This window comes from Parabacteroides sp. AF14-59 (assembly GCF_003479515.1).
In the GTDB taxonomy this organism is placed as follows: Bacteria; Bacteroidota; Bacteroidia; order Bacteroidales; family Tannerellaceae; genus Parabacteroides; species Parabacteroides faecis.
In genome coordinates this window covers 78,247-94,014 of the sequence record NZ_QUHH01000011.1, presented here as the reverse complement: position 1 = coordinate 94,014, position 15,768 = coordinate 78,247, and the positions used below count along the sequence as shown (strand labels likewise).

Annotated in this window: 9 protein-coding genes; all 9 read right to left on the bottom strand. The window is 44.5% G+C overall.

The genetic code is table 11. From position 1 onward, the window contains the following. Positions 1-91 precede the first annotated feature (91 nt). Positions 92-2,539: an ABC transporter permease gene (locus DWW23_RS13320; protein WP_122353782.1), complete on the bottom strand. Its 2,448-nt coding sequence runs from the start codon at positions 2,537-2,539 to the stop codon at positions 92-94. Positions 2,540-2,656: 117 nt separating this feature from the next. Then, positions 2,657-5,149: a TonB-dependent receptor domain-containing protein gene (locus tag DWW23_RS13315; RefSeq protein ID WP_122353781.1), complete on the bottom strand. Its 2,493-nt coding sequence runs from the start codon at positions 5,147-5,149 to the stop codon at positions 2,657-2,659. 183 nt (positions 5,150-5,332) lie between these two features. Next, positions 5,333-6,973 (bottom strand): hypothetical protein, encoded by a 1,641-nt coding sequence (locus DWW23_RS13310; RefSeq protein WP_122353780.1) that lies wholly within the window; start codon positions 6,971-6,973, stop codon positions 5,333-5,335. A 19-nt stretch (positions 6,974-6,992) separates the two neighbouring features. Next, positions 6,993-9,338: a hypothetical protein gene (locus DWW23_RS13305; protein ID WP_147382612.1), complete on the bottom strand. Its 2,346-nt coding sequence runs from the start codon at positions 9,336-9,338 to the stop codon at positions 6,993-6,995. Between the two features lie 28 nt (positions 9,339-9,366). After that, entirely contained in the window at positions 9,367-10,752 is a 1,386-nt protein-coding gene (locus tag DWW23_RS13300) for a hypothetical protein (RefSeq protein WP_147382611.1), read from the bottom strand. Positions 10,753-10,771: 19 nt separating this feature from the next. Further along, positions 10,772-11,800, bottom strand: coding sequence for a FimB/Mfa2 family fimbrial subunit (locus tag DWW23_RS13295; protein ID WP_122353777.1), 1,029 nt, complete (start codon positions 11,798-11,800; stop codon positions 10,772-10,774). Positions 11,801-12,015: 215 nt separating this feature from the next. Next, complete coding sequence (locus tag DWW23_RS13290) at positions 12,016-13,608, bottom strand: Mfa1 family fimbria major subunit (RefSeq protein WP_122353776.1); 1,593 nt, start codon at positions 13,606-13,608, stop codon at positions 12,016-12,018. Beyond that, a complete protein-coding gene (locus DWW23_RS13285; protein WP_122353775.1) occupies positions 13,605-15,158 on the bottom strand; it encodes a hypothetical protein in 1,554 nt (517 codons plus the stop codon). The genes DWW23_RS13290 and DWW23_RS13285 overlap by 4 nt, the downstream gene beginning before the upstream one ends. Before the next feature lie 7 nt (positions 15,159-15,165). After that, positions 15,166-15,726 carry a DUF3575 domain-containing protein gene (locus tag DWW23_RS13280; RefSeq protein ID WP_122353774.1) on the bottom strand — a complete coding sequence of 187 codons (561 nt, stop codon included), beginning with the start codon at positions 15,724-15,726 and terminating at the stop codon, positions 15,166-15,168. Positions 15,727-15,768 lie beyond the last annotated feature (42 nt).

Here is a 15,768-nt window from a genome sequence, read left to right as displayed (position 1 = left end):
TAAAAGATGACTGCTTTTTTTTATTTAAAAGAGTAAATACTACAGGAAAAATAAAACTGGAACTTTATCTATAATACATCTGTATTCCGGATCAATGCCCTAATTTAGAAGCAGGATTTGCCATTGCCGCCCGATAACTTTGGAAAGTAACTGTCAACGCCGTCAACGCCACAATGATTACTAAAGCCACCAAGAATACCCATAAATAAATCGGTGTCTTATATGCAAAGCTTTGCAACCACACATTCACTCCATAATAAGCGACCGGGATCGAAATAACAAAACAAACAAATGCAATCCGGAGAAAAGACGAGTTCAGCATCCAAAGGATCTGCCGGACTGTTGAACCCAGTACTTTCCGCACGGCTATTTCCTTTTCCCGTCCCTGTAATTCAAAAATTACCAATCCGAATACTCCTACCAAAGATAAAAAGACAGCCAAAAAACAAAGGATAGTCACCAGAGTTCCTTGCCGTTGGCTTTTACTGTAAAGTTCATCCAACGCTGTATCAAAAAAATGAATATCGACCGGATAGCCCGGAATCAGTTCATCCGTGACTTTCCGGATATGTTCAATTGTCGGCCGGGGATTTCCTCCCGCAATCTTAACATAGGAATATCTTTCCGGTACCGAACGGCGATAATGATCTTTAGCCGAAGTCCAAAGCCCCATCGGACGTAGCTCTTTATACAGGGATTCATAATGTACATCTTCAAAAATACCGACAATCCGTACCGGAACATCATTATCTATAATACTCGTTCCTACCATTTCCGATATGTCACCCAGTTCTTCGGTTGTAAAACGCGATGCTATCTCCCTCGCAGCTGTTTCACTTAGGATACAAACCGCCTGTGTATTATCAGGAGCCTCATCCGACGGACGGAAATGCCTACCGGCAATCATCTTGATATCCATTAACTCCGGAAAATCTGTCGATACCCCCAGCCAACTCATGTAGTAATGCTGACCTCTGTAATTATATCCGATAAAAGACCGGGATTCATCCGAAACAAATTTAAACTCGCTAAAAGAAACATTACTGATATCAGGACTCTCCAAAAGACGTGATTTGAATAATTCACTTTTTTTCAAAGCCGCCCCCATACTGAGCCTCACTTCCAACACATTCTCCTTATTAAATCCCAGATCCACATTTCCTATATATTTGTTCTGCAGGAAAACGAACAAAGCACCCACAACCAACGTAATCGAAATAACAAACTGGAATCCAATGAGTAACTTCCGTGTAATCTTTGCCCGGTCACTCAGGGTAAAAGACTTGTTCAGTGCCATAACCGGTGGGAAAGAGGTTATATAAAAAGCCGGATACATGCCAGCCAGTATACCACTTCCTACAACAAGAAGGAATGTCCATACAAGAATCTTCCAATTGGAATACAAATCTAACGGATGTCCCAACATACCAGTAATCCACTGAACATTATTCAAAAGGAATACAAAAAGCAGCGCAAAGAAGAAAGCAAGAACAGACACTCCTAAAGATTCCAAAACCAGATATTTCCGGAGTGTAGCATCCGAACTGCCCAGCACTTTCTGAATCGTAATCGATTTGGTGCGGATCGGAGCCAATGCTATCGACAGGTTTATATAATTGACCAACGCAATACCGATAATCAGGATGGCAATAAAGAATAACATATTCGTTCGCAACTTATTGCCGACAGGAGCCGCATCTGCACGAACCTGCTGACCAAAATAAAGATCGAACAAAGGCCGGAGACGAATATCGTCAATCGCAAAATCCTTCAGAAAATCCCTGCTGTCAGCCATATACTTTTCAGTGGTAACAGATGCTGATTCCGGTGATGACATCAACAGATAACAATAATATGGACCGGTATTCCAGTCTTCCATCATTTCCTTTTCCATTATCGGAATATACAAGGCATTTTTCACACGGGTATTTTCAGGAAAATCACGGAAAACGCCACCCACTATATATGCAGGTTCAAAACTTAGCCCATAAACGATTGAACCTTCCGCCCCAGCAAATTCAGAGAAATAAACCGGTTTACCGATCGGATTCTCTCTGTCAAAAAGTTTTCTTGCCATACTTTCCGAGACCATCATTCCCTCCGGACGCTTCAAGCAGTCCGAACTTCCGGCTACTAACTCAAAACCAAAAACTTTTGTATATTCCGGAGTGATTCGTTCCACTTGTTCCATATAGCTCAGGGCATCAGGTCCTTTACTGGCTGATACTCCAAAACGTGTAGAGGAATAAACAAGATTATTTGTAACGGCAGCAGCTTCTATATAGGGAGAAGCTGCAATAAAACGTTCAAGTTGAGGACGTGAAAAATTAGCCTCCCATATCCCGTCATTACGCATATTTTCCAACTGAAATATCTTTTCCCGATTTGTGAGGGAGGCATCAAAACTATATTCATGACTGACATGTATGCATATCACGATGAATAACAGAAAAGCAAAACTAAGTCCTAAAAGGTTAGTGACCGTTGCTAATTTATAACGCTTCAGAACGTAAAGTAAATTTTTGAATGTGCTTTGCATATTTGAGTTATTTTAATTTTAAACCCCTGATTCAGAAATACAGTACAAAGCTATTCCTCTCTACATTCCGATGCTATTTTTTTTGACAAACGGTCACTTTCTATTGGTGAACTGTAATTATTCCATCTCAAACATTTCTGAATCGTCGCTTCTATCCCTGCTCTTGCTCTTATCTTTCTTTTTGTTCATATTACCGAAATTGTAAGTCAGGGTAAAGCCGACACGTCTGCCGCCACGCCAGTTTTCAGAGTCTTGCCAGAAACCGTCACCGGAAGTAATCGTACGGAATTTACGGGAATCCAAAAGGTCACGGGCATTAACACTCAATGTCAGTTTATCGTTCAGGAACGACTTGCGCAAGCCAAGATCAACCGAGTAATTCGGTTTACGATATCCTTGCGCCATCAGACGTTTGGAATTGTAATTGCCTGTCCCCTGCAAAGACACTCCCCACGGCAAACTCAAATTAGCGATCATACGAACATCCCAGGCAAAACTCTCGTCCGTCTCTCCGGTAACCGGTGTCGATGCACCTGCCGGAAGATAAGTAAAACCATCCAATTTGGAATAATAGAGATTGACCGTTGTCGTCAGATCGAGTATCTTAAACAATTTGTCTTTACCGACGATCTCCAGACCGCTTGCCTGCGATTTTGCTACGTTCTCACTGGTGGTATACATCACATTATCTTCTGTATTCAGGAAACGGATACGCTGAATTACATCATCTGTCGAACGATAGTAACCGGAGAGTGACAACGTATGTCCTGATTCCCATGACTTGATATAATTCAATTCAAAAGAGTGGGAATATTCCGGTGTCAGTTCCGGATTACCGAAAGAGATATTGGAAGCATCGGAGATATTCCGGAACGAATTTAACTGTCCTCCCCAGGGACGACGCAAACGACGCGTATAATTCACTTGTAATTCATTATTTTTAGGTAAAGAATAAGAAATGAAAGCACTTGGAAACAGTTTAAAATAATCCTTTTCAAAGCTCTCGGAAGGTTTACCGTTAAACTCCTGGTCAAAATCCAGCGAACGGGTATCCACACGCCAGTATTCTCCACGCAGACCAGCCTGATAGCTAAGATTCTCCCACTTGCCACCATACGTCATATAAAGGGCATGTACATCCTGATTATACAAGAAACGATTGTATAATGTCTGATCCTGCTGGATATTTCCGGCAGTCGTTCCGGTATAGGTATCTACCGGACTGGCATTACGCTGGAAAGTTCCTTTATAACCGGCTTCGATACGTGACATATCGGATATCTTATTGCTGTAATCTGCCTGTACTTCCCAGGTTTTATCTTTTATGTCATTCTCCTGGGTCTGATAGATAGGATCTGCAGACAGGGAGGGATCAGTATATTTAGTCGATTGTTGGAAAATGTCCATTCCGTCGCGTTTCCATTGATTATTACTGACTGTCAGGTCGATATTACTTTTGTCCGAGAACTTATGGACATAATTCAATTCCAGGTTATACATCTTCATATCCGAGTTGCCATTCGTTGTGCGGTCGCTGGTATAAAGTGTATTCCTTTGGCTGTCGGTAGAAATATAATGGATCGTTTCACTATTATCACCTCCTCCGGTCATACCCGTCACATTAAGCGACAAGTCATCGTTTTTAGTCATATGCCAGGTAGCACCGAAGCGACCAAACCAGTTATTATGCTGCCGCTTAGAATCGTTCGTCTGATCCAGGAAGCTGTGATCTGTCGTATTCTCCCGGCTGGTAATACCGCCCCCTTTAAATTCACGGTTCCGGTAGTTCAGATTTGCATAAGCATCGACCTTGCTACTGCTATAATTGATATTGCCACTTGCCTGATAACCACCATCCGTATCGGCTCCCGCCTTTACACTTCCGTAATAGCCTGGTTTGCGGTCATCTTTTAAAATAATATTGATAATACCCGCCGTTCCTTCGGGGCTGTATTTGGCAGAAGGGTTCGTTATTACTTCTACCTGTTTGATATCTCCGGCAGGCATCATTTCCAGAATATCCGCCTGGTTATCTGAAGTCAATCCTGAAGCTTTGCCATTGATCCAGATCGTTACGCTGGAATTTCCCCGCAATGAAACAGATCCTTCATTATCAACTTCCACGGAAGGGATATTGGATAAAAGATCACTGACAGAACCGCCTTCGGAAGCAATATCCTGCGTCGCATCGAACACCTTCCGGTCGATCTCAAAACGCATCTGAGGCCTTTTGGCCACAATCTCCACTTCATTTAACTGGTTAGCATCTTCTTCCAGTGTCAGTTCTCCCAAATTGAGTACCTGGCTATTGGTACCGATTGAAATAGTTTTGGAGACTTCCCCATAGCCGATATAAGAAAAGGTAACGACATACTCCCCTTTCTTCAATCCGCCAATGCTGTAATTTCCATCACTTCCGGTAACAGAACCTTGCAGAATTTTATCCGAACCTTTTGCCTTCACCTGAACAGTTACGAACTCCAACGGTCCGCCCAGTTCCCCATCCATTACAGTACCTTTAATTCCTCCGTCTATTGTTGCTCCATTCATCGCCGGTGTCATGCACATAAGCATACCGGCCAGCAAAAAACTTACCTTTTTTTTCATCATTGTCTAAATCAATCTTTTTCCCATTTTGTCAATTGTTCTGTTTGACTAAAATAAAAAGAAATGGTTTATTCAGAAAAATGATAAAATAAGTAAATATTTGCCATCTTTCGATGGTTTTTTTAAACAAATCCTCACTTATGTCCTGGTTTTGAAGAGAAGAGACAAAGATATAAAATATGTTTCTCAAGGATATTCATTAGCTAACGTCACCGATATAATTGCCAGGGACGAACGGAATTTTTCTCCATCATAAGGAGATTCCTTCCCTTTGATATCGTACATGATAGAAGCTTCGCCCACATAACCTTTTTCCGGGAAGAACAATGCTTCCGCCGTTGTTTCATCATATACCCACCGGCCCTCACCGTTGACGGTATGTTCAAATTTCCGGTCTCCCAAACAAGTATATTCGTCTGTCCAGAACCTGAAACTGGAAGGATCCAGATACTCCTTATCACCTATCACTCCGCTACCGCTATCGATATATCCCAAATCATTATCCAAAGGTCTTATAGTCACCGGTCCGCGTCGATGACCCGTTATATCATCGTTCGCCGTATTAGCTCCGAATAAAGGAGTGATGCGAAGATTCTTAATAACATTCGTATAGTTTGTTTCCGTACCGGTTGCAGCCATAAAACCAATGACTAATTGATCCGGCGTCTCAACCTCATACGTGATCCGCGGAGGGACAGTAGCTATAAGTGGAAAATCATTATTGATAGCTCCCGGCAAACCATTTTCAATATAGGTAAGTTTTTTGGGGAAAGTAAAATTCTCGATCACAGTCGTCGACTCATTCCCGTGTTGTATGGCAACCGTAATTTTAAAACCACCGACAGAAGCATCGGGATTCGTTTCCAGTTTTATAATCGCTTTCCGGTATTCCGGTTCATCAGGATCGGTAAATGTACCTCCTCCGGCTATGTCAAACCCCTGTAATATAGGAGGTATTATATTTCCTGCCTGGAAACCACCTTGCAGATAACCTCCGGTATCCGTAGCCAGAATAAACCCAGCCTGATTCCACAAATCTTCAGAGCTACGACTTCCTCCCGTATGCCTTGTTGCCAACACAGGATATCCCCAATCACCTTCATACAACTGATATCTTAACGAACCGCTAGGATGGCGGGAAACGACTTCCCTATAATCAGGCCCTGCTGCCCCCCGGATTGTCACATTGCTGTATGTATTATACTTGTCCGGCTTAGTACTGGGAGTCTTACGCGGATCATCATCATAAAAGACGCCATTCCGCTGTTCATGCCCTTCCATACGTACCGTTTTAAAATTCTTCTGATCCAAAGCAATCGCCAGATATCCACCAAGAATCCCTTTGATCCGTTGTCCTTCTATATTATTCCCTTCCAATGTTTTATTGGTCCATCTGTAGGTATAACCGAAACCAGCTCCTTCCGCCCCATATTCCAGTTCACCTGTTTTATCGGCATCCATCAGAAACATAGTAATACCATCGGTTATACCTCCGGTTGAACCCGGAGTCGTGTACATCATATATTCAAACTCAATCTTTAAACCATCATTGGTCGTAAAAGGATGGCCAGGAAGATAGAATGCTCCTACTTCACTTTTAAGGGTAGTAAGCTGCAAACCGAGGTTTTTGACAAGATCCGCTTTATTACTCCTGTCTACTCCCGGTTTTGCCGTTGGATTATTAGGTCCGGGTTTTTCAACCGCTTCCATTATTTCATCCAGAAAAGAACGGAAAAAAGGGAAACCTCCTATTCGTGTTTGAGCTGTTCCGGAAGCAGACATCATCGACAGAAGTATTATCAGTATAAGGTAAATATTCTTTTTCATTGTACATTATTTGCAATGGTTAATAATCTCTGATACAACGGATAGGGAAAGCATACGAACGGTCGGCATCATAAAACTCCAAACCTTTCCGATAGAGTAAAGGATAGCTGACGGTAAAATCATCGTATGGAGCTGAAGACCAATAATAACCGTATGCCCCGATATGGACAACATCTCCATCTCCATTCGGATAACGATGTCCTGACACGGGAAGATACACCGTTCCCGAAGGAGGTGTCTTTTTATCTCTGTCCGGGACTATAGAACCTGACGCCCTGGCCCCCAATTGCAGTCCGCTGTTCAGAAGGGACTTTCCATCCCTGTGGTTATCGGCATGTAAATTGTAGTCGGCTGTTACATTCACAAAATCGCCACCGGCTGGCAACTGAGGTTTTGTCGGCGTTTCATCATAAAGCAGACCCAGTTCGTGAGAGGTAGGCAAACGCCATTTACCTTCCCCCCAACCCTCTTTGGATGAGATATAGCGACAGATATCACCAATACCTTCACTCGCATTAAAACCTGCTTCATCCTCATATTCCCTAAAAGTATCCATCTTCTCCCTATCCTTTTCACTTTCGGCTAGAGGAGGTGTGTCGAAACCGAAGTTATCGTGAGCATAAGGAACCTGATCCCATCCGGCAAGACCGCCACCCCAATTCCCTACCGAAGTTTCCGGCGGGTAATAAACAATATGCTTTACCGGATCGTACGGGATACCTGCCGGAGCGAACATGAATAATGATCCCCATTTACAGAACACGCCCTGCGAATTTGCCGGGATCGTATTGTTATCTTCTTCGGTAACGGCAAATGTCAGCTTACCGGAACTGAGGACAATATTACTGCGGGCAAACATATCGGCCATCGCTACTCTCCGGACGATCATCGTATCCCGAAGACGTCCGGCAGTAAATACGATCTTTCCACTTACATAATCGTTTCCATCCCAGGGAGAGTCTACTACCTTCAGATCAAGCTTAAAACCCGAATTTATGTCCGTTCCCTTTTCACTTGCATAGCCATTCGCAAACTTCAGCCAGCCGGTAGTCATAGAATCTATTACTTCCGCTTTCCAGTCACCGTAATAATCGGAGCTAACCCGGTGATTCAATAATTTATCGACACTCCACGGTATATCGACCATCTTACCTTCCGTTCCCATAAAATACTGTCCGTCGTAAACGATATTCTTTATCCCTGTCATATCCACGATCAGGATCGAGGTTTTCAGGTTAGACAGGACAGATGCGGATCTGAGAGCCTGATCGAAAGTCGTATAACCGATCCCTTCAGCTGCCGTAACAGTTACGATATATTTATGATTACGATATAAAGGGACATCATCGCCGGTCTTAACGCCGGAACCACTTCCCGGATCTGTCTTATCAGAAGTAAAATTGACACGGTAATAGTATTCCGTTCCCTGATAAATCCCTTTCAATATCAAACAGACGCCTGCTACAGAGCCTGCTTTGGGTTCTTCATAAGCATATATTTCGCCTGCCAGAAGCGGTCCGGCAGAACCGGCTTCCTGCATATAGGTATATTTCATGGCTGCATCCTGTGTTGCGTCCGGCTTACCGGCTGCACTCGGGATCCGGGGATCCAGGTTTCTTGAATAGGGATATTTCTCATCCGACTCTTTTAATAAAGCTCCGTCCGATTCATTCCATGCCGGAGCGATAAACCCTGCCGTATGATAATTGACCAGATAGATTTCCTGTAGATTGAAAACATCGCTGCCCACCTTATTCTCCACATCGATACGTGCCAACATACGGATCAGCTCAACACCGGTAATACTCATTCCCGGAGTAATGCCACTTACGGAAGTTTCCCCGTACATCGGTATCGGAGTGTATCCCGGCTCCGACACATTCCATTTATAAGAGCCGTCTTTACCGGCAGATGTTTTAAATACCAGCTCCTCCAGAAAATCCTGTTTTTCCGTATCGACCGGATTATCCGGTAACGCCGCTTTCACTTCCCTGGCTGCATTGGCAACGAGTACAACGGAACCGGCATTTTCATCTTTCAACAGATCCAGTTTAAACTCGATCTTGTAGTCATCCCCCGACTCATTCTGAGAGAAATTTTTCACTTCAATATGTTGGATCAATCTGGCAGGCGCCGACTTGTCGAAGATCAGTAAATCGATTGTCTTCACCACGGCTTCGCCCTTATTCCCTTCCATGGAACGCGTTACGGTCGGTATCTCCAATCCGGGAACGGTCATTTCCATAAAGACCAATCCTCCATATACTTCTCCGATCTCCTGCTCATCCACGCAAGCTGTTGCATGGAGCAAGAGGAAAAAGAGAGTTGCACTCATTAATGTCAGCCATTTACTATATCGTTCCATATTACATCGTGTATTATCGGTATGCCGTTCAACGTTTCACCTTGATCAGCTTGATCAGGTTGCCGGCTTTGACCTCTGCCGTCGCGTAGCAACCTTTTTCATTTTCATTCAGCGTTCCGGATACGGAAAATTCTATTTCCTGCACAAGTTCTCCCGCCACTCCGCCAAGGGTAACGGACAACCAGCCGTATAAGCTACTTTGAGTATCTTCCTCCGGTTGTCCCGTTTTGTCGTAATATTTGGTTTCTCCCAGGCATATTCCCGGAGGGAAACCTCTGTCGTCATCGATTCGGTCGTAATTGGTAGTTGCCGTAATACTGGTTTTATTACCATCATCCGGCAAGTAGAGATTATCACGGGTCACGGTCAGAAAATACTGAGGGTCGATGATTACTCCCTGTCCGACTTCCGTCCACGGAACTACTTTCTGTTCAAACTCTACTATCTGCTTCCTGACAACTCCTGATATCCTATAGACATTATTACGCCTGATCTCGGTGATATATTGGGGTGGACCGCCTCCGGTAGAGAAAGATGACAAGGTCGATACGGCATTCCTCATTCCGTCGGAGGTCCCGATTCCCCGGATATCCAGGATCAGTTTATCAGCATCGCCCGGAGCCGAACAGGTTCTTTCCGGTGTATAAAAAGCACAGACAAATTGCAATGTATCGGCCAGTTTCAACGGATCGGAGTCTGTATAACTCCAGGACACCTCTTTATCGGGAGCATCGACCGTCTGCATATATCCGAAATTCCTTGTCACATCAGGAGCCATCAGACAGCCTTCGTCATGCGACTTCAGAAGGTTTACGGCAGTCGATCGGCCAACCTCCGACTGAAACGGCAATTCCGTTCTAAGCCAGAGTTCGACCCGCGCCACGGCACGTTTAACTTCCATTTCCACCCTGGCGGCTTTACTCTCGGTGTCATTTTCCTCCGTAACGGATATATTATAGGAAGCAGCAGTCATGGGAATACCCTTCGTAAGGGTTGCCGTATGATTTTCATTGAATATTTCAGCCATAAGATATGTCACCGTCTCCAAATCTCCGGGAGCAGTCACTGTTTCCAGAAAGCCGGTCAATGTAGCCGGTTCATTCAATATCACGACCAGCATCTTATCCGGATTGCAATGCACCTTCAAAGTAGTCCTGAACTCTTTAGCATCCCGGTCGTCATTCTCCAGTGTCATCATTTTATTGATATCGACGGAAGGAAAGACTGACGCATCATCGAACACGATAAAGCGGGCAGTATGGATATGATCGTCTGCCAGGGCTCCGTCCGTAAGAACTTCCACGGCCATCAGTCCCCGCAATCCGTCGCCACCATCCACCGACTGCTCCACAGAGCAAGCATTCAGAAAAATGGTCGCCATAGATATACTTATCAGATTCAATATCTTTTTCATTCTTTCTTTATCCAAAAAGTCAGACACCAATATCATTGATCCATATTATCCAGTCGTTCACAATCACTTTAACCGCAATGAATCCGCCGGGATCGCCTCCGGGCTCTTCCTTATACAGCACCACGATATGCCATTCGCTCTGACGGTCAAGATATTCCTGCATGGGTAGCAGGCTACCGTCAGGACGCGAAGCCGGTTTCGTATGTTCCAGCAGATACATCAGATCGTAATCCCATAAGACTTTTCCGGTCGACGTGCTACGCACAATAAGCCGGTAATCATAATCCTTCATATAAAGCAACCGGTTGGAGTTGATATGGGCTTCGGATAACTCGTCCGCTCCACCGCCTGCCGTCAGAAGATAAGGGCGGAATGTTACCGTCTCCTTCCTTTTCGGCCTATTATCATGTCCATATACAGCACCTTCGGGAGTCACGATCTCGAAAGTATAAGGTACATTTTCCGTATCGGCTGCAGCTCTCGGACTTTCTTCCACCCTCGCCAGTACCAGATCAAAATGATTGGTTTCCTTGACCAGAGGTATCTGATATATCGACAGATCCGCCTGATAACGAATGTCCTGTGTTACGCCTATCCATACAGGAGGAAATTCATGGGAAACGATCTCCGATCCGCGTACCAGCGATAGTCGTATATCTTCCAGCTGCGTTTGCCCGGGGATCAGTGTATTACCGCTGCCATCAGAGAGCCGGAAACTGTCCGACAGTCCTCCGACAGTCAGTATCTTATAGTTACCGAAGGCGAGGTCATTCCCGAGGAACATTCTTTTACGTCCGATAAGTTCCTCACGGAGAGACTGCTTCGTAAACAGATACCGTCCTTCAGCATCGAAGACAAATATATCGACCGAACCGACCTGTGGCTCGAAAGAGTCGGCATACTCCATATTATACTCATAAATGAATTCGAGATATATACCGCAATCATCCATATTGTCTTTGATCTTCTCACAAGATAGCAGGAATAACGGCATCAAAGCTGTTAAAACCGACCTGACCAAATACCGATATGTTCCTTTCGTATTCATATTCCTGCCTCTATCGTTCTCTATCTTATTTCCATTTTTCACCAAACACCATAGTATCCTAAAACAGAAGCGATTGCAGTTTCCTAAATTTTTTTAATAAGGAAACTTGAGTTTCCTGCGCGGGGAACTAGCGTTTCCTCCTAGGGAAACTGCAATTTCCTGCCGAGGGAACTGGCGTTTCCTACCTGGGAAATCATTCGCTTCTGCAAACCGCATTAAATGCCTATTTCATTTTCCCAGATAACCCATGGGGCAGTCTTCACCGTTATACCCAGATAACCGGCAGACTGGTCGATCGGATCTTCCGGATCAGGATCGCCGGGCCCCGGATTGTTAGGGTCAGGATACCACGGAGTTCCGGCACCATTCACGGAACCAAGCGTCAGTTGATACCAGTTGTTACGGACAACACCGTATTTGCCGAAATCCATTTCCTTCTCCGTCTTATTATCATGCCGGATTTCATAGTAATAGTAATTCAGACCGTTCTGGTACCAGCGGACAACCTCTTCTTTCTTATTCTTGATCAACTCGCCGCCGTTAGGTACATCTTTCAGCATATTTTCCGTAAGATCCATAAAGTCGGAACCGACATCTACTCCCTTTTTGAAATCGCTTATCTTTCCATACATATTATCGCAAACTTTTTTCAGGTTCGAATCATCTTCAGCTTTATCATAAGCATCCTGCAAATCCTTCAGATTATGATAGTCTTTACCTGCGAAATTGAACCAGTCACCGGTTTTAGTAGTATGCTCTTTAGGGTAATAGGTTCCTTTTATCACGATACGGCTTGCATTACCGAACTTTTGTTCGGCTGCTGCCATTGTATTTTCCAGACAATAGGCAATAGCCGGTTCATCTGATTTTGAAGGTTCCATCCAATCATAAGGATCGAGCAAGACCGGAGCATACGTGTCCGGATCGATGCTGGCAAACGCAAGACCGTCTCCCACCACACCTTCGAAGTTCGGGTCGTGGGTGTAAAAGTTACTTTCATAAAACGGAGTACTGCCAGAATGTGCCACCTCCAGTATAGTCTTATCTGCGCAAGGAAAGAAAGTCGTGTTCACTACATCGAGTGTCCAGCTTTCAAAATCGAATTTCGCGCCTTCGGGAAATGTTTTAATCTTATCTTTCAGCCACAGTTCAACCTTAGAGGTCAGGCGTTCAATCCTGACATCGAACCGGTTGTCCGAGAGCTCGGCTCTCAGTTTGGTGTCTTCATCTTTTTCCCCATCTTTCGGTTTGATCATCTTACCAGTGATATCGATAAGCAGGTCGGTTATTTTCGAACCTGCAGGCAATCCCTCATCATTACCGCTATTGATCATAGCAAATCCTTTTTTGATATCTTTTACATTATCTGTCACCTCGTCTTCTGCCACTCCGGCAATTGCCGCATTTATCGAATTGAAAGTAGAGGTTACCCCCATACCGCTGATCACACCAGCCAATTGAGTTCCCGGATTGGCAACAACCAAAAGCTTCGTGGCATCAGCAGATACCTTAACAGCCTCCAGAGTAGATGATGCCGGGGCTATTTCGATGAAATAACCACTCGTTGACGGGATGCCCAGCACTTTTCCGGCATTGTCAAATGTGACCAGGTAAAGTTTTTTGATATCACTTTCATCGGCACCAGGGTTTTCACCGGAAGCACGTGTCGTCGGATGTGTCTCGATCTTGATCGATAGATAAGCGACATCCGCATTCGAGACTTCGGTATTTTTGTAACCATCGTCGTCATTACAATTGGTCAGCAAGACTATCGCCAAGGCTGACATAAACATAAATCTGAGTTTCATTTTATTGTTTTTTTAGTGTTCATATTGATATATTCTTTCAGTTTATCCTGATACTGTTTTTCTTTAACTTTATATTTTTCAATCAAAGCCAGATGCTCTTGTGCATCGGTATTTCCGGACTCTGCTGCCCGCCGGGCATATTGTTCCGCTTTATCCAATTCACCGTTACGGGCATGGAAGGCGGACAGGTATAACCAGGCATCCGGATCGTCTTCCAGCCCGGTGAGATATTCTAATCCTGCTTTCATATCACCAGATAAATAACTAAATACAGCCATAGAGAGACGGTTGATCTTTTCCTCAGGATACATCACAGCCGCTTTTTTAATCACGTCGCTGAACTGCGGGCTTTCCGGTTCATACTGATTCGCCAGCAAATAGAATTCATACAATGAAAGCATATTCGGATGGGTTTGGTAAACCTCTTTTATCGTCTCGACGGAATATTCCGGTACGGTAAAACCGATCCGGTAAGCACAACGGCGAAGCAAAGGAAAAAGACGGGTCAGCATATAACGATAGCTCTTTCCTCCGTCATACTGCATCAGAACCTGTTCACGCCTGTCATTCATTTCTTCTTTACCGATGATACCGAGAGCATATTCTTTTTCCGTAGTTGTCATGACCAGGTCTTCCTCAACCAGTTTCCCCAACCCTTTCCAGTCTTCGCCATATCCTTGTGAAGAAAGAGTGATTCCTTCCAGATCATAATTCCGGCGAAGCCATCCGGTGAGAGAGGCGGCACGACGTTCGGAAAGACGTAAGTTGTTCTGCCATGTTCCCTCAGGAGATGCATAAGCCGATATCTTTATCGTATTTATATCGACACCCTGTACATTCTTTATATCTTCCAGACTGCGTCGTATCTTATCCAGTTCATTCCGGTTATTTCCCATGCCGGGATCGATCTCGGCATTCCCGACCCGATAGATTATCAGGGCTTCACCTGTCTCAGTCCGGGTCTTTATCTCTTCACGAGGAGGAACGGGAATCCTGACCGGAAGCACATAAACCAAACCTCGTTCCGGCTTTTCCATGAACCGGATACTGTCTGCTATTATTTCCGTAGAGATACGATGATATTCACCCCGACAGTTCCGTCGTTCCTGCACCATCACCACATTTGCATCTTTCATCCATCCTTCCAGAGGAACTGTACTGTTATATGTTATTTTCTCATGGATCTCTTTACGCCGCCCTGTACTGAAACAGACATAAACAGGTTCAACTTCTCCTGAAAGCTTCTCCACCCTGTTTACGACTGCCTGCTGGGTTTTACCACGGATAACAACGGGGAGCAACTTCTTTTCATTCTCTCCGGAACGAATGACCGGGAAGAAATACAACTGCTCTCTCGGAGTTACGGATATTCCGATGGTTTCGATGTCAAGTATGGCACGCACGCTGTCTTTTTCTTGCCTTATGTCACGTACAACCACACGAACATCGGATACTTTCTGTTGCGCGTTTACGTCGAAGGGAGAGAGAATACAGGATGCAATCCCCGCTAAGAAAAAGATTCTTAATTTTATGTTGTTACAGGTTACCATAATGTGATTATTTTAATAGAAAGACCAGCGTCAGAGCAAACTTCGTCGGTCCGAAATAATGCTTCGTCCGATGGCGGGTCAATGGCTGACATTTCCCGCACGGATATTTATCATATGAGAGATAAGCGTAACCGACTCCTACAGTGGCTTCGATCGACCAGCGGGGAGCCAGTATCCAGTTATAGCCGTAACTGACGCCCGCTCCGGTCAACCATCCTTCGTACCGGTTGTCCTTTATAGTCTTAAAAGGTCCGATACCCCCGACATTATAGGAAGCATAATGGGCATGCACTCCCCAGAAATGTCCAGTAAAAGGCTGGCATAGCCACCAACGGACTTCCGGTTGCACGGCAAAATGTTTGAATTTCTTCGTATCGCTGAAACTCCATAAATTCAGACTGGCAGGGATATCGATCGTCATTCTGGTTCCGACCTTAAATTCCAGTGAAAGGTTAGGCGATGCCATGGCATCCATCAAAAGGTTGTTCTTTAAAGCAATCTTCTGGGCGCTGGTTACTGCACAGGACAGAACAGCTATCAGTACTAATATTAATTTTTGCGTTTGCATAGGATATTCTTTTTCCTAAGGCAAAAGTACGCGACCGAAATA